28 protein-coding genes are annotated in these 25,657 nt (G+C 35.2%); 19 read left to right on the forward strand and 9 right to left on the reverse strand.

All coding sequences use genetic code 11. The features are described 5' to 3' along the window. Window positions 1-146 precede the first annotated feature (146 nt). The 3 genes from PXC01_RS08790 to PXC01_RS08800 all read left to right on the forward strand — a co-directional run bounded on the left by PXC01_RS08790 (window position 147) and on the right by PXC01_RS08800 (window position 3,438). Window positions 147-1,028 (forward strand): PPK2 family polyphosphate kinase, encoded by an 882-nt coding sequence (locus PXC01_RS08790; RefSeq protein WP_276471910.1) that lies wholly within the window; start codon window positions 147-149, stop codon window positions 1,026-1,028. Continuing rightward, window positions 1,000-2,394 carry a M20/M25/M40 family metallo-hydrolase gene (locus tag PXC01_RS08795; RefSeq protein WP_276471911.1) on the forward strand — a complete coding sequence of 465 codons (1,395 nt, stop codon included), beginning with the start codon at window positions 1,000-1,002 and terminating at the stop codon, window positions 2,392-2,394. The genes PXC01_RS08790 and PXC01_RS08795 overlap by 29 nt, the downstream gene beginning before the upstream one ends. 111 nt (window positions 2,395-2,505) lie before the next feature. Further along, entirely contained in the window at window positions 2,506-3,438 is a 933-nt protein-coding gene (locus tag PXC01_RS08800; RefSeq protein WP_276471912.1) for a peptidylprolyl isomerase, read from the forward strand. 316 nt (window positions 3,439-3,754) lie between these two features. Here PXC01_RS08800 and PXC01_RS08805 read toward each other — a convergent pair whose 3' ends face one another. Further along, window positions 3,755-3,949 carry a cold-shock protein gene (locus PXC01_RS08805; RefSeq protein WP_027064347.1) on the reverse strand — a complete coding sequence of 65 codons (195 nt, stop codon included), beginning with the start codon at window positions 3,947-3,949 and terminating at the stop codon, window positions 3,755-3,757. 129 nt (window positions 3,950-4,078) lie between these two features. Next, window positions 4,079-4,717 (reverse strand): peroxiredoxin, encoded by a 639-nt coding sequence (locus PXC01_RS08810; protein WP_276471913.1) that lies wholly within the window; start codon window positions 4,715-4,717, stop codon window positions 4,079-4,081. A gap of 111 nt (window positions 4,718-4,828) precedes the next feature. Here PXC01_RS08810 and PXC01_RS08815 point away from each other — a divergent pair, with 111 nt between their 5' ends. Next, window positions 4,829-5,365 (forward strand): YfiT family bacillithiol transferase, encoded by a 537-nt coding sequence (locus PXC01_RS08815; protein WP_276471914.1) that lies wholly within the window; start codon window positions 4,829-4,831, stop codon window positions 5,363-5,365. A gap of 5 nt (window positions 5,366-5,370) precedes the next feature. Here the strand turns inward: PXC01_RS08815 and PXC01_RS08820 are convergent, their stop codons facing one another. Continuing rightward, window positions 5,371-5,898 (reverse strand): GNAT family N-acetyltransferase, encoded by a 528-nt coding sequence (locus PXC01_RS08820; protein WP_276471915.1) that lies wholly within the window; start codon window positions 5,896-5,898, stop codon window positions 5,371-5,373. Between the two features lie 24 nt (window positions 5,899-5,922). Then, complete coding sequence (locus PXC01_RS08825; protein ID WP_276471916.1) at window positions 5,923-6,486, reverse strand: thioredoxin family protein; 564 nt, start codon at window positions 6,484-6,486, stop codon at window positions 5,923-5,925. A gap of 89 nt (window positions 6,487-6,575) precedes the next feature. Here PXC01_RS08825 and PXC01_RS08830 point away from each other — a divergent pair, with 89 nt between their 5' ends. Genes PXC01_RS08830 through PXC01_RS08845 form a run of 4 tightly spaced genes read left to right on the forward strand, consistent with a single transcriptional unit; the run spans window position 6,576 to window position 9,193 of the window. Then, on the forward strand, window positions 6,576-6,878 hold the full coding sequence (locus PXC01_RS08830) for a phosphoribosylpyrophosphate synthetase (RefSeq protein WP_276471917.1): 303 nt from the start codon (window positions 6,576-6,578) through the stop codon (window positions 6,876-6,878). Then, the gene (locus PXC01_RS08835; protein ID WP_276471918.1) at window positions 6,878-7,216 is read left to right on the forward strand and encodes a tRNA-binding protein; all 339 of its coding nucleotides are present in this window, start codon (window positions 6,878-6,880) and stop codon (window positions 7,214-7,216) included. The genes PXC01_RS08830 and PXC01_RS08835 overlap by 1 nt, the downstream gene beginning before the upstream one ends. Window positions 7,217-7,220: 4 nt before the next feature. After that, a complete protein-coding gene (locus tag PXC01_RS08840; protein ID WP_276471919.1) occupies window positions 7,221-8,141 on the forward strand; it encodes a bile acid:sodium symporter family protein in 921 nt (306 codons plus the stop codon). Next, entirely contained in the window at window positions 8,138-9,193 is a 1,056-nt protein-coding gene (locus PXC01_RS08845; protein WP_276471920.1) for a lysophospholipid acyltransferase family protein, read from the forward strand. Before PXC01_RS08840 ends, PXC01_RS08845 begins: the two co-directional genes overlap by 4 nt. A 64-nt stretch (window positions 9,194-9,257) precedes the next feature. Here the strand turns inward: PXC01_RS08845 and PXC01_RS08850 are convergent, their stop codons facing one another. Then, complete coding sequence (locus PXC01_RS08850; RefSeq protein WP_276471921.1) at window positions 9,258-9,641, reverse strand: PUR family DNA/RNA-binding protein; 384 nt, start codon at window positions 9,639-9,641, stop codon at window positions 9,258-9,260. A gap of 65 nt (window positions 9,642-9,706) precedes the next feature. After that, the gene (locus PXC01_RS08855; RefSeq protein WP_276471922.1) at window positions 9,707-11,458 is read right to left on the reverse strand and encodes an ABC transporter ATP-binding protein; all 1,752 of its coding nucleotides are present in this window, start codon (window positions 11,456-11,458) and stop codon (window positions 9,707-9,709) included. 169 nt (window positions 11,459-11,627) lie between these two features. On the opposite strand from PXC01_RS08855, the gene nusB reads away from it, so the two are divergent. From nusB to yajC, 3 genes are read left to right on the forward strand one after another with little or no spacing between them, the layout of a single operon-like run. Beyond that, the gene (gene nusB, locus PXC01_RS08860; RefSeq protein WP_276471923.1) at window positions 11,628-12,575 is read left to right on the forward strand and encodes a transcription antitermination factor NusB; all 948 of its coding nucleotides are present in this window, start codon (window positions 11,628-11,630) and stop codon (window positions 12,573-12,575) included. Between the two features lie 43 nt (window positions 12,576-12,618). Beyond that, window positions 12,619-13,089, forward strand: coding sequence for a DUF1573 domain-containing protein (locus PXC01_RS08865; protein ID WP_276471924.1), 471 nt, complete (start codon window positions 12,619-12,621; stop codon window positions 13,087-13,089). A 24-nt stretch (window positions 13,090-13,113) separates the two neighbouring features. Beyond that, window positions 13,114-13,401 (forward strand): preprotein translocase subunit YajC, encoded by a 288-nt coding sequence (yajC, locus tag PXC01_RS08870; RefSeq protein WP_276471925.1) that lies wholly within the window; start codon window positions 13,114-13,116, stop codon window positions 13,399-13,401. Between the two features lie 160 nt (window positions 13,402-13,561). On the opposite strand, the gene PXC01_RS08875 is transcribed toward yajC, so the two are convergent. Next, window positions 13,562-14,161, reverse strand: coding sequence for a YdeI/OmpD-associated family protein (locus PXC01_RS08875; RefSeq protein WP_276471926.1), 600 nt, complete (start codon window positions 14,159-14,161; stop codon window positions 13,562-13,564). A gap of 1 nt (window position 14,162) precedes the next feature. After that, window positions 14,163-15,389 (reverse strand): peptidase T, encoded by a 1,227-nt coding sequence (pepT, locus tag PXC01_RS08880; RefSeq protein ID WP_276471927.1) that lies wholly within the window; start codon window positions 15,387-15,389, stop codon window positions 14,163-14,165. Window positions 15,390-15,463: 74 nt separating this feature from the next. On the opposite strand from pepT, the gene PXC01_RS08885 reads away from it, so the two are divergent. After that, entirely contained in the window at window positions 15,464-15,913 is a 450-nt protein-coding gene (locus tag PXC01_RS08885) for a hypothetical protein (RefSeq protein WP_276471928.1), read from the forward strand. A gap of 58 nt (window positions 15,914-15,971) precedes the next feature. Beyond that, on the forward strand, window positions 15,972-17,018 hold the full coding sequence (locus PXC01_RS08890) for a quinone-dependent dihydroorotate dehydrogenase (protein ID WP_276471929.1): 1,047 nt from the start codon (window positions 15,972-15,974) through the stop codon (window positions 17,016-17,018). Between the two features lie 65 nt (window positions 17,019-17,083). Here PXC01_RS08890 and PXC01_RS08895 read toward each other — a convergent pair whose 3' ends face one another. Continuing rightward, complete coding sequence (locus PXC01_RS08895) at window positions 17,084-17,404, reverse strand: Dabb family protein (RefSeq protein WP_420828585.1); 321 nt, start codon at window positions 17,402-17,404, stop codon at window positions 17,084-17,086. A gap of 205 nt (window positions 17,405-17,609) precedes the next feature. Here PXC01_RS08895 and PXC01_RS08900 point away from each other — a divergent pair, with 205 nt between their 5' ends. From PXC01_RS08900 to PXC01_RS08925, 6 genes are all read left to right on the forward strand, one after another. Beyond that, complete coding sequence (locus PXC01_RS08900) at window positions 17,610-18,200, forward strand: LysE family translocator (RefSeq protein ID WP_276471931.1); 591 nt, start codon at window positions 17,610-17,612, stop codon at window positions 18,198-18,200. A 53-nt stretch (window positions 18,201-18,253) separates the two neighbouring features. Beyond that, complete coding sequence (locus tag PXC01_RS08905) at window positions 18,254-19,123, forward strand: hydroxymethylglutaryl-CoA lyase (RefSeq protein WP_276471932.1); 870 nt, start codon at window positions 18,254-18,256, stop codon at window positions 19,121-19,123. Window positions 19,124-19,265: 142 nt separating this feature from the next. Continuing rightward, entirely contained in the window at window positions 19,266-20,501 is a 1,236-nt protein-coding gene (locus PXC01_RS08910; RefSeq protein ID WP_276471933.1) for a DUF4856 domain-containing protein, read from the forward strand. A gap of 95 nt (window positions 20,502-20,596) precedes the next feature. Then, on the forward strand, window positions 20,597-21,730 hold the full coding sequence (locus PXC01_RS08915; RefSeq protein ID WP_276471934.1) for an imelysin family protein: 1,134 nt from the start codon (window positions 20,597-20,599) through the stop codon (window positions 21,728-21,730). Next, entirely contained in the window at window positions 21,730-23,097 is a 1,368-nt protein-coding gene (locus tag PXC01_RS08920; protein ID WP_276471935.1) for an HTTM domain-containing protein, read from the forward strand. Before PXC01_RS08915 ends, PXC01_RS08920 begins: the two co-directional genes overlap by 1 nt. Further along, a complete protein-coding gene (locus PXC01_RS08925) occupies window positions 23,078-25,549 on the forward strand; it encodes a TonB-dependent receptor domain-containing protein (protein WP_276471936.1) in 2,472 nt (823 codons plus the stop codon). The genes PXC01_RS08920 and PXC01_RS08925 overlap by 20 nt, the downstream gene beginning before the upstream one ends. Window positions 25,550-25,657 lie beyond the last annotated feature (108 nt).

Here is a 25,657-nt window from a genome sequence, read left to right on the forward strand (position 1 = left end):
GGGTAAATTTAGATGCTTTACCTTGTCGATAATATTATTTTCGATACAATACACATCAATCACGATAAACGGAATTTGTGAGAAATGTATTACTTATATTTTACTCCCCAATTAGTAAACATTAATATTAAATTTTATATTTCAGTATGGATAAAATAAAAATAGACAATTATAGAACCAATAAAAATTTTAAAATAGCTGATTATGAGACTTTTGAAGATTTTGGTAAATCTGAGAAAGAGCTCAAAAAAGAGTTATCGAAAATTAGAAGGGACCTAGGTGAATTTCAAGACACTATTTACGCCCACGGAAAATATAGCATTTTGGTCTGCTTACAAGGAATGGATACTGCAGGCAAAGATAGTTTAATACGTGAGGTATTTAAAGATTTCAATGTTAGCGGTGTTGAGGTGCATAGTTTTAAAGTTCCTACAGAATTAGAGCTTAGTCATAATTACTTGTGGCGACACTATTTGGTGCTGCCCGCCAAAGGAAAATTTGGGGTTTTCAATAGAACGCATTATGAAAATGTTTTAGTGACAAGAGTACACCCGGAGTATATTCTAAATGAACATATACCGGGTATACATACGGTTGATGATATTGATCAAAAATTTTGGGACAAAAGATTTGAACAGATCAATGATTTTGAAAAGCACCTTGCCGAGAACGGTACTTTAATCTTTAAGTTCTTTTTAAACTTGTCTAAAGAGGAACAAAGGCAAAGGTTATTAAGACGACTAGCTATTAAAGAAAAACATTGGAAATTTTCACCAGGAGATTTAAAAGAACGTAAGTTATGGGACAAATATCAAGATTGTTATGAAGAAGCAATATCTAGAACTACGCATGATCATGCACCATGGTTTGCGGTACCTGCGGATAACAAAAAGGCAACGCGCATTATAGTGGCATCCATTCTACTGGAATCGTTAAAAAAATACAAAGATATTAAGGAGCCTATGTTGAGCGAAAAAATAATGGCTAATTTAGACAGCTATGAAGAACAATTACAAAGTGAAAAGTAAGCTTGTTTTATGTTTTGTCATCGCTTTCACATATGTGGGGCTTTCTCAGAATACGGATCAAGATCAAATAAAGAAGCTTTATAATACGGCTCTTACTGAAGGGGACGGTTACAATTGGTTAAATTATCTATCTAATCAAATAGGAGGGCGACTTTCAGGATCTATACAGGCTCAACAAGCTGTAGACTATACAAAGGCGCAATTGGATTCTTTGGGCCTGGACAAGGTTTGGCTTCAACCGGTTATGGTACCTAAATGGGTAAGGGGTACGCCAGAGTTTGCCTATTTTGAGACTTCGCCCGGTACTACTACTAATGTGCCTATATGTGCTATAGGTGGCTCTGTAGCAACTCCGTCCAATGGTGTAAAGGCAAATATAATTGAGGTGCAAGGTATTGAGCAGCTGGCGGATATTGGGAAAGATAAGATCCAGGGTAAAATAGTTTTCTTTAATAAACCGATGGATGCTACCCAAATTAGCACCTTTACGGCTTATTCTAATTGTGTAGACCAACGTTATGCAGGCGCATTGGAGGCTTCAGCATATGGGGCGGTTGGTGTTATTGTGCGCTCCATGAACCTTCGTTTAGACGATTATCCACATACCGGGTCAATGAATTATGGGGAGCAACCACTATCAGAAAGAATTCCTGCGGCGTCAATCAGTACCAATGCCGCAGAATTATTGAGTACTTCGTTAAAATTAAATCCTGCGATCAATTTTTATTTTAAACAGAATTGTAAGCAATTCAATGATGTGGAATCATATAATGTTATTGGTGAAATTACGGGGGCAACAAATCCGGAAGAAATTATCGTTGTTGGCGGCCATTTAGATTCTTGGGATCTAGGCGATGGTTCCCACGATGACGGGGCAGGTTGTGTTCAAAGTATGGAGGTTTTAAATCTTTTTAAGAAAACCGGTTACAAGCCAAATCGTACGGTTAGGGTGGTCCTTTTTATGAATGAGGAAAATGGTTTAAGAGGCGGTAAAAAATATGCTGAAATAGCAAGCACCAAAAATGAAAAGCACATTTTTGCTTTAGAAAGTGATTCTGGCGGCTTTTCTCCTCGTGGGTTTTCATTTGAAAGTTCTGATGAAGATTTTGAAAAGGTATTGACCTGGAAAAGTCTGTTTAAACCATATTTAGTGCATTATTTTGAAAAAGGGTTCAGTGGAGCCGATATTGGTCCGTTGAAAAAAGATGGGTTGGTTTTGGCAGGTTTAAGACCGGATTCTCAACGTTATTTTGATCATCATCATGCAGAGAACGATACGTTTGAACATGTTAACAAAAGAGAGCTTCAGTTAGGTGCCGCTTCTATGGCCAGTTTAATATACTTGGTAGATAAATACGGATTTTAATATCTTTTATAATTACGATAGTGGTCAAGTTTTCTACTTGGGCTTTTAAAGATGATGAAATGTACAAATGGTTAAATTTATTTACCTTTGCCGGATACTAAAAAAATAAAAATGGAAGACGGAATTTACGCCAAGTTCAATACAAGTAAAGGCGAAATACTAGTAAAATTAACTCACGATAAAACGCCAGGTACGGTAGGTAACTTTGTAGCTCTTGCTGAGGGCGATAAGGAAAATAGTGCCAAGGGTAAAGGAGAACCTTATTACAATGGTCTAAAATTTCATAGGGTTATTCCAGATTTTATGATTCAAGGTGGTTGTCCTCAAGGTAGAGGAACTGGTGACGCCGGTTATAAATTTGATGATGAATTTCACCCAGAATTAAAACATGATGCACCTGGTGTACTTTCAATGGCAAATTCTGGCCCCGGTACCAACGGTAGTCAATTTTTTATAACTCATGTACCTACACCTTGGTTAGATAACAAACATACCGTTTTTGGTCATGTTGAAGCTGGCCAAGAAGTAGTTGATGCCATCGCACAAGATGATGTAATAGATTCTTTAGAAATAGTTAGGGTCGGTGATGCTGCACAGCAGTGGAATGCATTAAAAGCTTTTGAAGATTTCAACGCTTCTGGTGAGGCAAGGTTGGCGGCAGAAAAAGCAAAGCAGGAAGCTGAACTTGATAAAGTAGCTGCCGGTTTTGATTCTACACCATCTGGTCTTCGTTATAAAATGATTCAGAAAGGTGATGGCGCCAAAGCTGTTAAAGGTGATAAAGTTTCTGTACATTATGAGGGGTCTCTTTTAAACGGACAGGTTTTTGATTCATCTTACAAACGTAATTCTCCTATAGATTTTCAATTGGGCATAGGTCAAGTAATACCAGGTTGGGATGAAGGTATTGCTCTCTTACAAGTAGGTGATAAGGCACGTTTTGTAATCCCTTCAGATTTGGCTTACGGATCAGCTGGTGCTGGTGGGGTAATACCGCCAAATGCCACACTAATTTTTGATGTAGAGTTAATGAAAGTAGGTTAATACCTAATTTCTTTATATAAAATAGAGCACCTATATCTCTTCTGATATAGGTGTTTTTTTTTGATGCTTATTTTTTTCGGGTTACGAAGCTGCCTAAAAGCAAAATTACGTTCACTGCCATCAAAATTAAAAATACGGTCAAAAATGTGGTCATAAATACATAGTATTAGGTCGGGGAACCGTTCTTGTTTAATCAATAGATATGTATTTATATAAAAGGTTGCGTTTAGGTTCAACATTTTTTTTGAAAAATTGGGCAAAAAAAAACCCGAACCAATGGTTCGGGTTTTTAACTATAAAAAAGTTAAATCTTTACCTAGTCAATTACTTTCACATTAACGGCGTTTAATCCTTTTTTACCTTGTTGTAGTTCAAATTCTACAACATCACCTTCACGAACTTCATCGATTAAGCCAGAAATGTGTACAAAATGATCTTCGTTTGAACCATCTTCAGTGATAAATCCGTAACCTTTAGAATCATTGAAGAATTTTACTGTTCCTTTACTCATAATAGAAAAATTAAATATTAATTAAAGAGCGAAGATAGTTTTTTTTTGTTTAAAAACTTAAAATCTTGTACGTTATCTTATGGTTAACAAATATCTTCTAAAGTATTGAGAATGAACTTGTTTTTATTGCTATGCACTAGGGTCTGGTGTCATTCTTAAATACGGTTTTACCTCGGTAATTCCTTTTGAAAAAATGCCCTTTGCATCTTCGGTAGATATTGCCGGACTCACCACCACATCCTTGCCATGCTCCCAATTTGCTGGTGTGGCAACCTTATGATTTGCGGTAAGTTGTAAGGAATCTACTACTCTTAATAGCTCATAAAAGTTTCTTCCTGTAGATGCCGGGTAGGTCAAAGTAAGTTTTACGGTTTTATCTGGTGCAATAATAAATACAGAACGAACGGTTAAGTTATTGTCTGCATTTGGGTGGATCATATCATATAGGTCAGAAACTTTTTTATCCTCATCTGCAATGATAGGAAAATTTACTACCGTGTTTTGAACTTCGTTAATGTCTTTGATCCATTCTGCGTGAGAAGCGGCACCATCAACACTTAATGCGATCATTTTTACGTTACGCTTGTCAAATTCATCTTTAAATTTAGCTGCCGTACCCAATTCTGTAGTACAAACTGGAGTAAAATCTGCCGGGTGTGAAAACAAAATTCCCCAACTATCGCCTAAGTAATCGTAAAAGTTAATAGTTCCCATTGAACTGTCTGCCGTAAAATTAGGTGCTTTGTCACCTAAGCGTAATGTTGCCATATTTATATTTTTTAATGTGTTTTATTTTATATCCTATAAAATTAGTAGATTATTTAGCGAAGCCTAAAGTTTTAGGGTTAAAAGTCTATTAAAATTTTCTACTTTTAGTTTATGGAAGATTTAGAAAAATTAAAGTACCCAATAGGGCATTTTGAGTGTCCTGAGGATATAACTAATGCGCATATTGAGCAGTGGATTTTAGATTTGGAAACATTGCCTAACAGATTGACCAGCTTGGTAAATGATTTTTCTGAAACGCAACTGGATACTCCTTATAGAGAGGGTGGCTGGACGGTTAGGCAGGTAATTCATCATATGGCGGATAGTCACCACCATAGTTATACCAGATTTAAATGGGCATTGACAGAAAATAGACCTCTTATTAAGGTCTATGAAGAAAAGTTGTGGAGTGAGCTTATAGATGCTAAAACGGCACCGATTTCTCTTTCGCTTTCATATTTGACGGCTTTGCATGCTAAATTGGTCTATATGTGTAAAAGGCTAACGCCTGAGGATTTGAAGAAAAGTTACATTCATCCGGAAGGCAATGTCAATGTTTCTGTAGCGGAAAATATTGGCAAATACGCTTGGCATAGCAATCATCATTTTGCACATATTAAAACTTTGGCCCAGCGAAAAGCCTGGTAGGCATATTATAAATCTTTCTTTAACAGGTACATTGGTTTTTCGTTTTCAATAACGTTGCTGAACGGTACTTGGGTACTAGCTACTATCCCAAATGAATTGGATTGGTAAAAATGTAGTGCGGAACCCTTCTGCATAGCTTCTAAAAATATTGCTTTTTTAGAATTTGCCCTGGCTATTTTTTCAACAAATTCTAAGCTTTTGGTTCCTATACCTTTGCCGGAGAATTCATTTAAAATATAAATTTTGTCAAGATATAGGGCTTCGGTCTTGTCATAGCCCTGTATTTTTTTGTGTAACGTAATTTTTAATATACCTATGTATTTCGTATCTGTTTTTATGATATATAACAAGGTGTTTTTGTCCTTTTCTTCATGCAATAAAACCTCTTTGGTAAAACTATTTTCTATATAGGTACTTGTGTCCCCATAAGGCCAAAGATGTGTATAATGTTGATTATAAGCTTTGGTGCCTATTTCAATATAGGTGTCGTAAAGTTCCGGTTTCAGTAGTATAAACTGAATTTTATACTGCATTTTAAAAAGTTGATTTCAATGAGGTCAATTGTTAGATTTCCATTTAATATTGCAGCCAATACTAGGCTTTTGGTCAGGGTCAATTAGATTTCCTTTTAAAAGATTGTCCATTGCATTTCTTAAATCTTTACCTGTCAATGGCAATCCATTTCCAGGTCTGGAATCATCCAATTGGCCACGATATACTAATTTTAAATCTTCATCAAATAGATAAAAATCTGGTGTGCAGGCGGCATCGTATTTTTTTGCAACAGATTGGTCTTCATCATATAAATATGGAAAAGTGTAGTTTTCAGCTTTTGCCTTTATTCGCATATATTGTGGAGAATCTTCAGGGTAATTTTCTATATCGTTACTTGAAATGGCTATAAAGTGAATTCCTTGCTTTTGATATTCCATAGCCAACTTGGTAATTTCCGGATTAACATGAATTACAAATGGGCAATGGTTACAGATAAACATAATCACTGTTCCCTTGTCACCGTTTAAGGAATGAAGGTTCATCGTTTTTTTACTGACAGTGTCCAACAGACTAAATTCTGGAGCAACAGTACCCAATGCTAACATTTTACTTTCTGTTCTTGCCATATCGACTAATAATTTATGGTACTAAGTTAAGGAATATATTAAGCCTGTCTTTTCTTTATACTACAGATGAACCTATAAAAATAGTAAAAATGGAAAATTCATATATTTCTTTATCTCATGCAATAAAAGCGTTACAGGAAGAGGGGTACACGGAGGATTACAATTTGTGTGATGCCGGTGTAGAAAATAAAGGCAAAAAGAATATACACATTGCAACAGAATTAGAGGTGGTAAAGTTTTATCGTTTTGAAGGAATGAGCAACCCAGATGATAATACCATTTTATATGTTATAGAAACAAATACAGGTGAAAAGGGGCTATTGGTAGATGCGTATGGAATGTATGCGGGCAATGTACCAAAAGATATGATAGAAAAGCTTAAATTGAGCTAATGAAAGATACGATTACTTGGCAAGACTTTAGTAAAATCGATATGAGAGTGGGTACAATCATAGATGTGCTAGATTTTCCAGAGGCTAGAAATCCGTCATATAAGTTGCATGTTGATTTTGGTGATGAAATTGGAATAAAAAAAACATCTGCTCAACTAACGGAAAAGTATAAAAAAGAAGAGTTAATTGGACTTCAAGTAACGGCTGTCGTCAATTTCCCTAAAAAACAAATTGCCAATTTTATGAGTGAATGTCTTATCTTGGGAGCTGTAGAAAACAGTTCAGTGCTACTACTTCAACCACATATGAAAGTGCCTAACGGATTAAAAATTTCTTAAATTTTTGACTGATAATATTTTAGATACTATTCATATTAATTTTGATTCGGGTTCACTTTGGATTATGAACCTTGTTTTAAGTTTGGTCATGTTTGGGGTAGCTTTAGAGATTTCAGTTGCGGATTTTAAGCCCTTATGGAAAAAGCCCAAAGCATTATTGTTGGGGTTGATCAGTCAGTTTATTTTACTACCTGCTTTTACATTTATTTTGGTTCTTTTCTTAGAACCTTTGCCAAGTTTAGCCTTAGGCATGTTCATGGTAGCAGCTTGCCCAGGTGGTAATATTTCTAACTTTATATCTTACTTGTCCAAAGCAAATACTGCGCTGTCTGTAAGCCTTACCGCCATTGCTACTATGTTAGCGGTGGTTATGACTCCCTTGAATTTTCATTTTTGGTCAGTGTTATATGAGCCTAGTGCTGGTCTAATTCAAGATATTTCAATATCACCCTTAGAGATGATCAAACTGGTCTTTTTATTATTGGGTCTGCCTATAATATTAGGTATGTACGTAAATTATAAAAAGCCGAAATTGGCATTAAAAATTGCCAAGAAACTAAAAGTGGTTTCCTTAGTGTTTTTCATCTCGTTAGTTGTTATAGCATTGTACAATAACCGTGTCATTTTTATGGACTATGTATTATATGTTTTTTGGATTGTATTACTTCATAACATAATAGCATTTGCTACAGGATATAGTCTTGGGAAATTGTTTAATGTACCAGAAGATAATCTGCGCTCCATAACCATTGAAACTGGAATTCAGAATTCCGGATTAGGTTTGTTATTGATTTTTACCTTTTTTGACGGATTAGGGGGAATGGCACTACTTGCTGCATTTTGGGGTATATGGCATATTGTGTCAGGCTTAATTTTGGCTGCTTTTTGGAATAAAAAGACGATTACAAAAAAGACCGTAGTATGAGTGGTATTTTCTACTCCTTAGTTAAGATAGTGGTGAAAGCCGGATTGTATGGCTATCACAGGAAAATAAAAATCACAGGACTTGAAAATATTCCAAAAGACGTACCTGTCATGTTTCTGCCAAATCATCAAAGTGCTTTGATTGATGTATTGTTGATAGCTACAGATTGTAATAGAAAACCTTACTTTCTAACTCGTTCAGATGTTTTTAAAGGTAAGTTTTTAAAACGAGTGTTTTCTTATTTTCAAATGCTGCCCATTTATAGAATGCGTGATGGTAGGAATACACTGGCCAACAACGACGCTATATTTAACTCATGTGCACAAATTCTAAGTAGGGGAGATGCTTTGCTATTGTTTCCAGAGGCAAACCATAGTCTTAAAAGATCGGTTCGTCCATTAAGTAAAGGTTTTACCAGAATTTTAATAAGAACTTTTGAGATGTACCCAGAGCTTGATGTTCAACTTATACCGGTAGGGTTAAATTACAAGCATGCAGCTCATTTTCCTGATGAGGTTGCAATACATTATGGCGCACCAATATCAGCTAAACAGTTTTATGATTCAAAAGACTTAAGCAAAACAAGTCTTGATATTAAGGGAAAAGTTTCTGAACGATTGAAGAAATTGACCGTTCATATCTCTAATGAGCAGCAGTACGACATGATTTTGAATCGATTGAATGTAAAGAACGTAGACTTTCTTAATCCTACTTCAATTAATGAAAAAATTAAATCGTATACTCATGAAAAGGCAATATTATCCGACAATTCAATATCTAGTGAACAACATTTAAATACCATCAATTGGTTATTTACTGTGTTAAATTTTCCAATTGTTTTTTCTTGGAGAACATGGTTAAAACCAAAAGTTCCTGAAGATGAGTTTATGGGTACTTTTAGATTTGCATTTGCGATAGTCACTTATCCTATTTACTTGACTTTTCTTTTACTTATATTGTCATTGAGCTTTTCTGTGTACATCGCATTTATTGTAATAAGTGCGTTGACATTGGTAAATGTTGGGTTGGTAAAGTATGGCTTTAGTAGGTAATTGATCGCAAAATAAAAACGGCCCTTTAAAAAGGACCGTTAAATTTTTAAAGAAAGTTTAGCGCTTAGATATCTTCAAAACTAACATCTGTAAAGCTAGATGTACTTGTAGTTGTATTTTCTACTGGAAGTTCAGCAGCAACTTCTTCTTTCTTAAAATCTTTTTGATGTCTTTCAGAAATAACTTCTGAACCTTTTTCGTTGATGATGAAATCCATCATTTCTTCAACATTTTCTTTGAAGGCATCAAAGTCCTCTTTGTATAAATAGATTTTATGCTTTTTGTAATGGAAGGATCCATCGTCATGTGTAAATTTCTTACTTTCTGTAATCGTTAAATAATAGTCCCCAGCTTTTGTACTTCTTACATCGAAAAAATACGTTCTTCTACCTGCGCGTAAAACTTTGGAGTGAATTTCTTCCTGATCTGATAAATCTCTTTCGCTCATTTCTAATGTTTAGTGTCGTTCTGCTATCAAAAATGAAAAAAAAAACACTATCCTACAACAATTTTCTAACTTTCTTTCTCTGAGAGCTGTTTGTGGTAGAGGTCTTTATAGTAGCCTTCACTTGTATTTAACTCATCGTGTGTACCTTGCTGAATAAGTTTTCCGTCGTCTAAAACTAGAATTTTATCTGCGTTTTTAGCAGAAGAAACTCTGTGACTTACAATTAATGTAGTTTTATTCTTAGAGGCTTTCTTAAGATTGTTCAATATTTCTTCTTCCGTTTCAGTATCTACTGCAGATAGGCAATCATCAAATAAATAAATTTGGGGTTTCTTGATCAATGCTCGCGCAATAGAGACACGTTGCTTTTGTCCGCCACTCAATGTTATCCCTCTTTCACCTAAAACTGTATCATATTTTTTTGAGAAACCAATTATATTTTCATGAACAACGGCATCTTTGGCAATAGCTATGATTTCTTCATCGGTTGCATCTTCTTTACCAAATTTTATATTATTCTTAATGCTGTCCGAAAATAGAAAGGCATCTTGTGGTACTGCTCCAATAGATTCTCTAAGACTTGTAAGGTCTATGTGTTTAATAGGCTCGTCATCAATTAATATTTCACCAGATGTGGTATCGTATAATCGTGCCACCAAATCTAAAATGGTAGATTTACCTGACCCCGTTTTACCGATAATGGCAGTTGTCTCACCTTCGTTAATGGTAAAGGATAAGTTTTTTAAAGCGTTAATATTAGTATCTTGATATGTAAAGTCTACATCTTTAAATTCAATTTTGCCCTTAACCTTGTGCTCATGAGTAGGTAAGTTCATTAACTCTGACTCTTGCCTTAAAAATTCATTGATGCGTTGTTGACTGGCAGCAGCTCTTTGAACGATAGATGTAAGCCACCCAACTATGGCAACGGGCCATGTTAGCATGTTTACATATAATATAAACTCTGCAATAAGGCCAACTTCAATTTCGCCTGCCAAATACTGTTTTCCTCCTATATATATGACCAATATATTACTGATACCTATTAGTAGTATCATTAATGGAAAAAACCAGGCATTCACCTTTGCCAGACTTACACTTTTTTCTTTGCCTTCATTGGCAAGTTTAACCAGGTCATCATTGGTCTGCGGTTCTAATGCATAGGCCTTGATTACAGAAACCCCAGAAAAAATCTCTTGGGTAAACGTAGAAAGTGTAGAAAGGTATTGTTGTACAATGGTACTTCTTTTGTGTATAACCTTACTAATTTGATAAATTAAAACAGACAAAAAGGGTAAAGGTAATAGGGTATAAGCAGCTAAAGTTGGCGCTTTTATGAACATTAAAGGTATTAAACAGGCAAATAATGTCAATGTTTGCATACCGTACATAATGGCAGGACCGGCATACATGCGCACTTCATTTACATCTTCACTTATTCTGTTCATTAAATCTCCTGTTCTATTTTTCTTATAAAAATTGAGACTTAATTTTTGATAATGGTCAAATATTTCATTTTTAAGGTCGTATTCTATGTACCTGGAAATATTAATGATCAGTTGGCGCATTAAAAAAGTAAAGAAGCCAGATAATATGGCAGCACCTACTATAATAAGTATATACTCCATCAATAGTTCTTGTGCCGTAGATTTTTCTAATTCCGCGTTTATATATTGCTCAACAACGGTTATGGAGTTATTAACGTAAGACGGCATAATCAATTGAAATAACCTTGCAGCTATAGTTATAATAATGCCGAGAAAAAGCTTAAGCCAGTATTTTTTAAAGTATTTATTTAGATGCTTAAGTTCTTTCATAAGTTGTAGAAAAACTGATAGTTTAAATTTCTGTTGGCAAAGATAGTTTTTTGACCTAAAACGATATGTTATAAATAAGCTAAGATAAATACGATTGCTATTGTGACCCTTTAAATAGATACTTACCTTTGCGCCTTTATTTACTAATTTATTAAATAAGTTCTTTTAAATGCTTACAAGAAGGCACATTAGGGTTAAGGTAATGCAGAGTATTTATGCTCTTATACAGTCTAAGGACGATTCATTACAGAAGCAAGAGAAGTTTTTAAAGGTAAGCATAGAGAATACCTACACGCTGTACCTGTTATGGCTTAGTCTTTTTGTGGAATTACATAAAAGGGCTGCCGATCAAATTTCCCTATCTGCAAATAAATATATTACCGACAAAAAGACGGAGTTCCCTAATCCTAAAAAGTTTATCGAGAACAGATTGTTGTTGCAAATTGTAGAGAACAAGACTTTAGAAGAAGAGCTTACCCACAGAAAGTTAGATAATTGGTATTTGAACGAAGAGTATGTAAAGTTGATTTACAAAGAAATCTTAGACAGCGAAGCTTACCAAAAATATATGTCTACTGCAGAAAGTGACTACGCTGCAGATAAGGATTTGGTGATTACCTTGTTCAAGAACATTATTGCACCTAACGATAAAATCTACGACTACTTTGAAGATGATAAGTTAACGTGGGTAGACGATATACCTATTGTAAATACATTTGTTCTAAAACATTTTAAGAAAGCAAAGTTAACGCATACGGAATCTTACTTTTTACCTAGTTTGTTAAAGGATGATGAGGATATGACATATGCTATGCAATTGTTGACCAGAACCTTATTGAAGAACGATGCGTTAGAAAAAGAGATCGAGGGCAAGACACCAAATTGGGACAAAGATCGTATTGCCGGTATTGATAGCATTTTATTAAAAATGGCCATTTGCGAGCTGTTGCATTTCCCTTCTATACCGGAAAGGGTGACTATTAATGAATACTTGGAAATTGCCAAAGAATATTCTACGCCAAAAAGTAGTATTTTCATAAATGGTATTCTTGATAAGCTTACTAAAGAATACAAGTCAGAAGGAAAGCTTAACAAAATGGGAAGAGGTCTATTATAAAAATATTTTATAATTTTACAATTAATTGATAAATCTAAATAGTATGAAAAAAATAGTTCTAATCGTTGGTCTTGTATCAATGGTAGCTTTTACTTCTTGTAAGGACAATGCATCAAGTAAAATCAAAACAGATAATGTAGCAGAAGCTGCTGTAAGAGATGAGGCCGCTAAAGCTGTGCCTGTTATGTCTTTTGATAAAGCAGAACATGATTTTGGTACAATTGAGCAGGGTACTCCACAAGAGACCGTATTTACTTTTACCAATACAGGTAATGCTCCGTTAATTATTACCGATGCAAAAAGTAGCTGTGGTTGTACGGTTCCTAATCCTCCAAAGGATCCTATTGCACCAGGTGAAACGGGTGAGTTAAAAGTAAACTTTAACGGTTCTGGCCAAAACCAGGTTACTAAAACTATTACCGTTACGGCTAACACTGAAAAAGGTTCTGAGCTTTTGAGAATCAAAGCTTTCGTTAACCCAAAAGGAGCAGCTCCATTAGGACCTGTTAAATAATTATAAATTACAGATATACCAAAAATGGGTGATATAGGGCAGTTTCTTCCGATGATTTTGATTTTTGTGGTCGCATATTTTTTTATGATCAGACCTCAAATGAAAAGACAAAAGGAGGAAAAAAAGTTTTCGGCAGAATTAAAACGTGGTGATCGTGTTATTACCAAAAGTGGTCTGCACGGAAAAGTAGTAGATTTGAATGATAAGGATTTCTCTTGCGTTTTGGAAACAATGGCAGGAAAATTAAAATTTGATAGATCTGCCATATCCATGGAAATGAGCGCTAAGTTAAACGCTCCGGAGAAAAAGTAGCTAAACGTTGGGTAAGCACATGCGGTTTTATTAACGAACCGGTTAAAAGGTTTATCTTAAGCATTAGAATAATATAATCTCCGATTATTGAGTAACTTTTTCTTAATTCATAAAAAAAGCACCAATGGTAACATTGGTGCTTTTTTGTGGTAATTAGCTATTATCTTCTATACATATCAAGCAGGCCTTTACCTGCTAATATTAATGGTATGATCTTTTCCAATCTGGAGAGTTTGGTTTGTTCTTGTTTGGCAGTTGCAATATATTCAGCGTAATCTTTCTGTTTGGAATAGGTTAATTTTTGAAAAGCAACTTTGATATCTTTATTGTTTTCAAGCGCTACGGATAAGTGGGGGGGAATGGTAATTTTGGTTTTGGGCTTTCTCTTTACTTTTACATGTAGCCCCTTTTTCTGATTTTCAATGGCTTCATTTATATATGATGTTACTAGAGCTGTATCTATATCTTCTTCCGAAGAATATTTTAAGTGGCGCATTGCCATAGTTTTACCCTCTTGTGCATTTTCAAGTACTTTTTTAGGGTCACTTAAAAATACACCGTTAAAGAACCAAATGCCAAAATGGTTTTTGAATTTGTTTATAGCAATAACATTTTTACCGTTGATCATATAGGTGGGGAAACTCCATTTGTAGGTTTCCGTCATGCCATGGTCCAAAGCAAGGGCTCTTAATTTGGCCACACCATTTTTAAACAGATGCGCCTCATTATAAAATATTTCTATTTTCTCTTGCTTTTCCATACTAATGTTGATTTGCTGTCAACTCGCAAATACGTACAATTACTTCTACTGCCTTTTGCATACTCTCAACGGGCACATACTCGTATTTTCCATGGAAATTATGTCCGCCGGCAAAAATGTTAGGGCAGGGTAGGCCCATGTAGCTCAGTTGGGATCCATCGGTTCCTCCTCTAATGGGTTTAATGATCGGTTTTATTCCTATATCCTCCATAGCCTTTTTAGCAGTTTCTACAATATGAAAAACAGGTTCTACCTTTTCTTTCATATTAAAATATTGATCATTTAATTTTAGATTGATACAATTATCATATTCATTATTATACTTTTTGACAATATCTTGTATCAATTCTTTTCGTTTATTGAAATGTTTTAAATCGTGATCTCTAATAATGAGTTCTACGGTTGCTTTTTCAATTTCTCCATCAAAATGATGCACGTGAAAAAAACCTTCTCGACCAGTGGTTTCTTCCGGCACTTCATGTTTTGGTAAATCGCTGATAATCTTATTGGCGATTAAAAGGGCATTTACCATTTTACCTTTTGCATAACCCGGGTGTACACTTTTACCTTTAACGGTAATTTTTGCTCCCGCAGCATTGAAGTTTTCATATTCTAGCTCACCAATTTGGCTACCGTCCGTAGTATATGCCCAAGCAGCCCCAAATTTTTCTACATCAAATTTATGGGCACCACGGCCAATCTCTTCATCAGGAGTAAAGCCTACTCTTATAGGTCCATGTTTTATTTTAGGATTGCCGATCAAATATTCCATTGCGGTTATTATCTCTGTAATACCGGCTTTGTCATCTGCGCCCAATAGGGTTGTGCCATCTGTGGTAATAATGGTCTGGCCAATGTATTGTAGTAAGTCGTCAAAATAGGAAGATGATAAAATAATGTCCTGTTCTTTGTTCAGTACAATATCTTTGCCATCATAATTTTTAATGATCTGTGGTTTTACATTGGTTCCACTAAAATCTGGGGAGGTATCAAAATGGGAAATAAAACCAATTGTAGGTACTTCATGATCAACATTAGAAGGCAAAGTTGCCATTATGTAGGCATTGTGGTCTATAGTAACATCTGTCATGCCTATAGCACGTAATTCATCTACCAATTTATGGGCTAAGTTCCATTGCTTTTCAGTGCTTGGTGTAGTTTCTGATGACGAATCGCTTTGCGTGTCAATAGTAACGTAACTAATGAAGCGGTCTATAATATGCTGCATGTTAAATGTGTTTTATCAAAAATAAGCTTATATATTGTAATTTAATAAACGTAAATTTTTTATAAATTCAAGTGATGATGAAATTTAGATATGTAGTGGTGTTGGCTTCTGTTTTACTTTTTAAAAATGTAAATGCACAGGCAGATTGTATTCTTGGAGTAGGTGTTACAAGTGATTCTATTATTTCTGACATTTTTCAGTTGAATGAAATGCAAAAACAACAGTTAGAGCTTTTAAGTACAGATGTTAAACTACTTAATGAAGCTTTGAACGATAATTTGGCGGAAGTTAAGAGCAAACATCCGCAAAGTAACGTTACCGAACTTCGTCAACTGGCAGATAAGTATAAGGTTGTTATGGATAGTATGGCAAATGTTCAAAAGGTCATGGATAAGAAAATGTTGGCCTTGTTCAATTTCAATCAATATGAATTGTACTTGTCTTTATGCAAAGATGCTTTAAGGTCCGCTTATATTGTAACCCCGGCAGTCTATGCTGACAGTATATCCAATAAAAACAGATAAAATATTGCTTAACTTTCTCATTTACAGTTTGTATTTTTGCGGCTTATAAAATAGATACATGTACAGGCTTTTTATTAGACCTCTTTTATTTCTTCTAGACCCGGAGAAAGTTCATCATATTAGTTTTTCAAGCATTAAGTTTTTTTCAAAAATAGGACTGTCCGGTCTTATTAAATCAATGTTCATTGTTGAGGATAAGCGTTTAGAACGTGAGCTTTTTGGGCTAAAATTTAAAAATCCGGTAGGTTTAGCGGCAGGTTTTGATAAAAATGCCGTTTTGTACAATGAACTGTCAGATTTCGGGTTCGGGTTCGTAGAAATTGGGACATTGACGCCTAAACCCCAAGATGGAAACCCAAAGAAGAGACTGTTCCGTTTAAAAAAGGATAAGGCCATTATTAACCGTATGGGATTTAATAACCATGGGGTTTTTGAAGCGGTGGAAAATTTAAAGAAAAAGCATAATGTACTTATAGGTGGTAATATTGGCAAGAATAAAGTTACACCTAACAATGAAGCTATAAAGGACTACTTGATTTGTTTTGATGCACTGTTTGATCATGTAGATTATTTTGTGGTAAACGTTAGTTCTCCTAATACGCCAGGTTTGCGCGAATTACAAGATAAAGAGCCATTGACAGCTTTGTTAAATGAACTTCAATTAGAGAATTCCAAGTTAAGTAAGCGCAAAGAGACAATTCGTAAACCAATTTTATTAAAGATTGCGCCAGATCTTACAGATAGTCAGTTAATGGATATTATAGATATTGTAAGCGATACCAGTATTGATGGCGTTATTGCTACCAATACCACCATTTCAAGGGAAAACTTAAAGTCTCATGCGTTAATTACGGAAGAGGCTGGCGGTCTAAGTGGTGCGCCATTAAAGAATAGAAGTACAGAGGTCATTCGTTTTTTGGCGGAAAAAAGCAACAAAGCATTCCCTATCATTGGTGTAGGGGGTATTAACTCTGCTGAAGATGCCATTGAAAAACTAGAAGCAGGCGCAGATTTAATTCAATTATGGACAGGTTTTGTATATGAAGGGCCGGCTTTGGTAAAGCAAATTAATAAGGCGTTGTTAGAAAGTAGCCCTGTTGTATAGAACAAACTAATTTTTATTTAAAAAGCCCTTGTAAATTCTGCAAGGGCCTTTTTAATTAAATGCCTTTATTGTTTGGTCCAATAATCTACCACAAATACATCTTCTAAAATCGGGGTCAATAAAGCTACAAAAGCTTTGTGGTCTGGGTGAGGTAAATATATGGCCCGGTCTTCTTCGCTTTTAAAAGTTAGAAAAAATGCGTGTGTAAATCCTTTGTTCAAACCTTCCGGACTATTGTTCAATCCCCATTCATAAACTTTGATCTGTTCAATCTTTGAAGGTAAAGCGCTGAAAGCTTCTTCAATTTTTTTAATTTGGTCAGCTTTGGTACTTTCTTTGAATTTAAAAAATACGGTGTGCCTTAACAGGCTGTCGTTTTCAATCATAATAGTAGGGATTGTATGTTTGTCCGGATTGGCTAGAGCCTTTACGGTAAAAGATATGGTAATGAATAATAGAAGTGCTTTAATTTTCATAATGTATCAATTTTTAATTTAGATATTAAATGTAGGTGTAATTAACGGTAATTCGTAATTTACGAATTAAACTACATCCCTTATATTGAATTACGAGGTCTTACTAGCTTTTATTATGGCAACTTTTGTTCTGGCACTTTCACCGGGTCCGGATAATATTTTTGTACTTATTCAAAGTGTTGGCAATGGTAAAAAATACGGATTGGCAGTCGTTGCAGGTTTAATGACAGGTTGTTTGGTGCATACCACATTACTTGCTTTTGGGGTCTCGGCCCTTATTAAAAATAGTCCTGTCGTTTTTACGGCGATCAAAGTGTTTGGTGCTGCCTATTTGCTTTATCTGGCTATTATGGTATATAGGGCCGGAGATGCTATCGCATTAAACGGAAATGTTGAAAATACAAAAAGCTTACCCAGATTATTTCGGCAAGGGTTTATTATGAATGTACTTAACCCAAAAGTGACTATTTTTTTTCTTGCTTTTTTTCCGGGCTTTTTATTTTCGGATACTTTAAGCACTGTGATTCAATTTTATGTGCTGGGCTTTCTTTTTATTTTGGTTTCTTCTATTGTCTTTAGTGCTATAGCCGTATTGGCAGGTACCATATCTAGTTTTTTGTCTGCAAATAAAAGGACTGGTAGTATATTGAAGTGGGGGCAAATTATCGCCTTTATAGCTATTGCGATTTATTTATTAATTGGTTAGTTTATTTACGGTATTAATAGGAGATACTTGTTCAGAGTTCGTATTTTTACGAAATGTCTAATTCAGAGATTAAAATAGTAGAGTGTCCTAGAGATGCCATGCAAGGCATAAAGCAATTTATACCTACAGATGAGAAGGTAAGGTACATTCAATCTTTATTAGGTTGTGGATTTGATACTATAGATTTTGGAAGTTTTGTATCGCCAAAAGCAATACCGCAGATGGTAGATACGGCCGAGGTTTTGTCAAAACTGGATTTATCGAAGTCTAACTCAAAGTTACTCGCTATAGTTGCAAATGTTCGTGGTGCGGAAGATGCCGTTATGCATCCTGAAATTGATTTTTTGGGCTTCCCTTTTTCCATTTCAGAGAATTTTCAAATGAGAAATACCCATAAGACCATTGCTCAATCCGTTGAAACGTTACAAGAGATTTTTAACATAGCCGATGCCGCCAATAAAGAGGTGGTAACGTACATATCCATGGGTTTTGGAAATCCTTATGGTGATCCTTGGAATGTTGAAATTGTTGGTGAATGGACAGAAAGACTGGCGAAAATGGGAGCCAAAATATTATCGTTGTCAGATACCGTGGGGTCATCTGATCCAGAAACTATTTCTTATTTGTTTTCTAACTTAATCCCTAAATACCCAAATATTGAATTTGGTGCGCATTTGCATACCATACCCACAAAATGGCATGAAAAGGTTGCTGCGGCATATGAATCTGGCTGCAAACGTTTTGATGGTGCTGTTCAAGGTTTTGGTGGCTGCCCTATGGCCAAAGATGATTTAACCGGTAACATGCCAACAGAGAAAATGCTATCTTACTTTACTGCTCAAAAAGTTGTTACAGGGGTAAATGCAATGACATTTGAGGCTTCTTATAACAAGGCTACAGAGTTATTTTCCGCTTATCACTAAAGCAATCTTTTAAAAATCACACAGATAGTTCGTATTTTCTAATTTTATTTAGATTTACTAAAGATAAGCTTGTTTTGTATGTAAACATGTTATACGTTTGCATTGTTATTTGAAACAAGTCTAAATAAAAATTGATAGTAAAATGAATAAATATTTTTTGGCAATTACCGCAGTTGTTGGTTTAACCTTTGCTTCTTGTAGTTCAGATGATGATGGTTTGGAGCTATCACCATGTGATAATTGTTTTGTTGAATTTGATGTGCCGGATTCTTATGAATTTACTAGAAACGGTGTTTCTACGGTTAATTTTGGTGGGCAAACAACCAGAATTAAAATGGGGCAGGAGCTTTTGTCCAACTTTAATATTCCAACCAATACGGTTGAAGATTTAAATGGAATGTTCGCTCATGTTGAGGGAGAAATTGATTTTGAGGAAGCGGCGCTAAACGAATCCGATAAAAACCTTCGTAGTAAAGTGGCAGCTTCCGCAGATTATTTTTCTACAAATGCAACCGATCAAGCTTTAATTAGAAGTGATTTTGATGAATTTATTAGCGCACAGGTTACAGAGGTTTATCCAAATTTTGAGGTAGCTGCTGTTGCTGGTCAACCAGGGCAATTAGCTGATGGGGAAAGTACACGATATGTAAATGCCAATGGTTTGGAATATAACCAGCTATTTGCAAAATCATTGATAGGTGGATTAATGACGGACCAAATACTGAACAATTATTTAAGTACTGCTGTTTTGGACGAGGCCGATAATGTTGAAAATAATGACGCCGATGTAGTGGAAGAGGGTAAAGACTATACTACAATGGAGCATAAATGGGATGAAGCTTATGGCTATGCCTATGGTTTAAATGCTGATCAAGCTAACCCTAACGCAGATTTGGGAGCAGATAGTTTCTTGAACGAATATATGGAACGTGTCAATGCAGATGCTGATTTTGAAGGTATAGCAGAGGATATATTTGATGCATATAAATTAGGTCGTGCCGCAATCGTTGCAAAAGATTACGCGGTTAGAAATCAACAAGCGGAAATCATCAAAGAGAATATTTCTAAGGTAATTGCGGTTAGAGGGGTTTATTATTTACAAAATGGTAAAACTAAATTAGAAGGAGAATCACCGAACATAGGCGGTGCGTTCCATGCACTTTCAGAAGCTTATGGTTTTATTTATAGTTTACAGTTTACAAGAAAGCCTAATACTTCAGAGCCCTATTTTACAAAGGAAGAGGTAGATGCGTTACTTATAGATTTATTGGATGACGGAGAAAACGGACTTTGGGATGTGGAAGCAGCTACATTAGATGGTATTTCCGCTGACATTGCCGCAAGATTTGGTTTTACGGTAGAACAAGCTGCTGAATAAGATGGTATAAATTCAATAAAAAAGCAATTCAATCTTATATAGAATGAATTGCTTTTTTTATTTTTGCATTTAATTAGAATAAATAAAAATAATAAATGAAAAAGGTTGTTGGAATTTTTTGTGTTCTAGCCCTGGCATGGGCATGTTCTAGTGATAGTACGGAGGATGAAGAGGTAATAATTCCAGGTGAGAAAGAAGAAGTTTCTTTTGAGCGTAGTGCAATGTTGATCAATTGGGCAGATAATATTATTATTCCTTCCTACGAAGCCTTTTCTGCTGATATGGAAGGTTTGTTGAGTGCATTCAATACGTTTAAAGCAGATGTCAATGAAGGTAATTTAATAGCTTTGCGTGCATCATGGTTGACCGCATACAAGTCTTGGCAACATGTTGAGATGTTTGAAATTGGTCCTGCGGAAACTGTAGGGTTTCAATTGAACATGAATATATATCCAACGGATAATGAGAAGATTGATGGGTTTATTGTGAATGGAAGTTATGACTTGACCTTATCCTCTAACAGAAGCGCAAAAGGATTTCCTGCTTTAGATTACTTATTGAACGGATTGGGTGATACCGATGCGGAAGTACTTGCATTCTATAATGGTGACAACGAAGAGGCTTACCTACAATATACCGAAGATGTTTTAAAGAATATGCAGTCATTGACGGAAACTGTGGTATCTGATTGGACAAATGGTTATAGGGATACATTCATTGCCAATGACGGAGCATCATCTACGGCATCTGTTGATCGTATGGTGAACGATTATATTTTTTATTACGAGAAGTATTTAAGAGCTGGTAAAATGGGAATTCCTTTAGGTGTTTTTTCCGGTAGTACCTTACCTAGAAATGTTGAGGCTTATTATGAAGCTACTATTTCTAACGATTTGTTCTTAGAAGGTTTATCTGCTGTTCAAGACTTTTTTAACGGTAATCATTTTAATTCTAGTACCCAAGGTGAAAGTTTGGCATCATATCTGGATGCATTGAACACGCTAAAAAATGGAGAGGATTTGTCTACTTTGATCAACGGTCAGTTTAATACGGCAAAAAGTATGGTGCTTGATCTTTCTGCGTTTAGAGCTGAAATTGAGAATAGCAATACTCCAACCTCCATGTTATTGGCGTATGATGAAGTGCAAAAAGCCGTACCAATGTTAAAGGTAGATATGGTTTCAGCAATGAGTATAAGTATTGATTTTGTTGATGCCGATGGTGATTAATGGAATCGCTAATAGCTAAATATATAAAAGCTCCTATAGAGACCGCCCCTTTGGCGGTCTTTCGTATTTTATTTGGTCTAATGATGCTTTTTAGTATTGTTAGGTTTTGGAGCTATGGCTGGATCGATAAACTTTATATTAAACCACAATTTTTCTTTTCTTATTACGGGTTTGAATGGGTAAAACCATTAGGTGTTTATACCTACCTTATTTTTCTGATTTGTGGCTTGGCGGCAGTTTTAGTAGCTCTTGGCTATCGCTATAAATTAAGTATAATCATTTTCTTTTTGAGCTTTACCTATATAGAGCTCATGGATAAAACCACATACTTAAACCATTATTACTTTATTAGTATTCTAAGCTTCTTAATGATATTTTTGCCAGCTAACGCAAACTATTCTCTAGATGCTTATTTAAACCCCAAAAAGTGCTTTCAATATGTTCCCAGCTGGACAGTCAATAGTATTAAGTTGCTTTTAGGTATTGTTTATTTCTATGCCGGTCTGGCGAAATTGAATTCAGATTGGTTGTTGAAAGCTATGCCCTTAAAAATCTGGTTGCCCTCCAAGTTTGATATTCCTTTGATCGGGAGTTTTATGGGACAAGAATGGGTACAGTATTTATTTAGCTGGTCTGGGGCAATTTACGATCTTTCCATACCTTTTTTATTACTATATAAAAAAACTAGGCCATTTGCGTTTGTTATGGTGGTGTTATTTCACGTGCTTACAAGGGTCTTGTTCCCTATTGGTATGTTCCCGTATGTTATGATCGTTTCTGCTTTAATATTTTTTGATGCAAAAGTCCATCTTAAAATATTGATGTTTTTATTTAAAGTATTCAAAATAAACGGTGCTAGATTTAATAATCAAACAGTTTTTAATGAGCGGTCATCATTTAAGCTTAGGTTTAAGCATATGGTAGTTGTTCTATTTTTTATGCTACAACTGACCGTCCCTTTTAGGTATTTGTTTTATCCGGGAGAATTATTTTGGACAGAAGAAGGCTATCGTTTTTCATGGCGCGTAATGCTAATGGAAAAATCTGGCTACGCCCAATTTAAAATTGTGGACCAAGAATCTGGTCGGTGGTTTTATGTGGATAATACTGATTTTATAACTCCGTTTCAAGAAAAACAAATGGCATTTCAGCCAGATTTTATATTGGAATACGCGCATTTTCTAAAAAATCATTTTGAAGAAAACGGTCACAAGAGCGTGCAGGTATTCGTAAATTGCCAAGTTAGTCTTAATGGGCGATTAAGTACAGAATTTATTGATCCCACCATTGATTTGGCAAAAGAAAAAGAATCTTTTTTACATAAAAATTGGATAACACCGTTTAGAGATGAAATTAAAGGAATTTAGTTATTTGCTTTTATTATTTGTAGCATTTCCAGTATTTGGTCAGTTTAATATTTCTGGGCAAATAACCGATGAAGATGGTACGCCTGTTTCTGATGCAGAATTATATATTAAAGAGCTAGAGCGTTTAGAAACTACAAATTCAGAAGGTTACTACTCGGTAGAAAGTTTGTTGGCAGGTGCCTACACCATTGTTGTTTTTGCCTATGAGTTTGAAATTTTGGAGCAGGATGTGGTCTTAAACGGTAATACTACTTTTAACGTAACATTGCAGCGGCTTAAAGTAAACAATCTGTCTGAAGTTGTCTTAACACAGAAGAGAGAGGAGGTCTTTACTTTAAAGCAGCTAAAAAAAGTAGAAGGTACTGCAATCTATGCCGGTAAAAAGAGCGAGGTGGTACTTTTAGAAGGTATTACCGGTAACTTAGCGGCCAATAATCCTAGACAGATATATAGCCAAGTAGTAGGTTTGAATATATATGATAATGGCGATGCCGGATTACAGTTAAATATTGGCGGTAGGGGTCTTGATCCCAATAGAACTGCTAATTTTAATACAAGGCAGAACGGCTATGATATTAGTGCAGATGTTTTAGGGTATCCAGAAAGTTACTATACACCACCGGCAGAAGCTTTGGAGGAAATTCAGGTAGTGAGGGGGGCGGCTTCCTTGCAATACGGAACACAATTTGGTGGTCTTGTAAACTTTAAGTTCAAGAAGCCTAATCCTAATAAAAAAATAGAATGGGTAAGCAGGCAAACGGTAGGGTCTTATGATTTAAAAACTTCGTTCAATAGCCTTAGTGGTACGGTAGGTAAAATAAGTTACTACACTTATTTTAATTATAAAGAGGGCAGTGGTTTTAAACCAAATTCTAATTATAATAGTAGAAATTATTTTGCTCACGTAGGGTATCAGGTTTCTGATAATACAAAACTTACCCTTGAGACCACATTTCTTAATTATTTAGCGCAACAGCCAGGTGGTCTAACAGATGCCCAATTTATTGAAGACCCCACTTTTAGTAATAGGGAGCGAAATTGGTTTGATATTGATTGGAAATTGTACTCCTTACGTCTAGATCATAAAATTTCATCCAAAATGGATTTTAGTTTAAATGTCTTTGGATTAGATGCTTCTAGAAGCGCACTTGGTTTTCGTACCAATAGGGTATCGCAGCCAGATGATTTGGAAGAACCACGAGAATTGTTAATAGATAATTTTCAGAATTGGGGTGCAGAAGCTAGGTTGCTTACTAGGTATAAGCTTGGTGATACAGAATCTGCGCTATTGGTTGGTTCTAAAATTTATAGAACAGATAATGATCAAAGGCAAGGGCCGGGTACAACGGCTGCAAATGCAGACTTTAATTTTGCAGATGATGAATTTCCAAATTATGAAAGACAATCTCAATTTAATTTTCCCAACTCCAATCTGGCATTCTTTGGTGAAAATATATTCAACATAACTCCCAAATTAACACTAACACCTGGTTTTAGGTTAGAGCATATTAAAACGGAAAGTATTGGTAGTTATAAGAATATTGTGCTTGATTTGGCTGGTAATCCACTTTTAAATGAAGAAGTGGAAGATAATAGGGAATTTGATAGAAATTTCTTGTTATTAGGTTTAGGAGCTACTTATAGGTTAAATTCAAGTGTTGAGTTTTACGGAAATATTTCTCAAAACTACAGGTCGGTAACATTTAGCGATATCAGGGTAGTCAACCCTTCTTTTCAAGTAGATGAAAACATCTCAGATGAAGACGGCTTTACGTCAGATATTGGCTTTCGCGGCAGATATAAAAATGTACTGTCTTATGACGTTAGTGCGTTCAGTTTGTTGTATGATAATAGATTAGGTGAGATTTTAAAAAGCGAAACACAGACAAATGCCTTGGGCGAAGAAGTAGAAACAGGGAGCATAGTTCGGTTCAGGGGTAATATTGGTAAAGCTTTTATGTACGGTTTGGAAAGTTTTGCCAATTGGAGCGTTAAAGAAACGTTCTTTTTGGCTAGTGACAAGCTGAAACTGAATTATTTCATGAATTTGGCGTTGACCAATTCCGAGTATTTGTCTTCAGAAGAAACCAATGTAGAGGGGAATAAAGTGGAATTTATACCAGATGTAAATTTAAAGACCGGTCTTAATTTTGGTTATGGTAACATATTGGGTAGTTTACAATATACGTATTTGTCAAGTCAGTTTACAGATGCTACCAATGCACCTCAAGATATCAATGATAATCAACGTGGTATTGAGGGGGAAATCCCGGCATATGATATTTTAGATTTTTCGTTGTCGTACACCTATAAAAATTGGAAATTGGAAACCGGTATTAACAATGTCTTGGATAATAGTTATTTTACCAGAAGGGCAACTGGTTACCCTGGCCCGGGTATCATACCTTCTGAACCTAGAACCTTTTATGCAACGTTGCAGTTTAAGCTATAATTCAATTAATAATTGACATAAATTTCCAGTGATTTATTGTAACAAAAGAAAGACCTGAATATGAAGTGATCATTAAGGTATTTAGTAAATAAGATATCTTAACTATAT

The sequence above is a fragment of the Maribacter huludaoensis genome (assembly GCF_029350945.1).
GTDB classification, from domain to species: Bacteria; Bacteroidota; Bacteroidia; order Flavobacteriales; family Flavobacteriaceae; genus Maribacter; species Maribacter huludaoensis.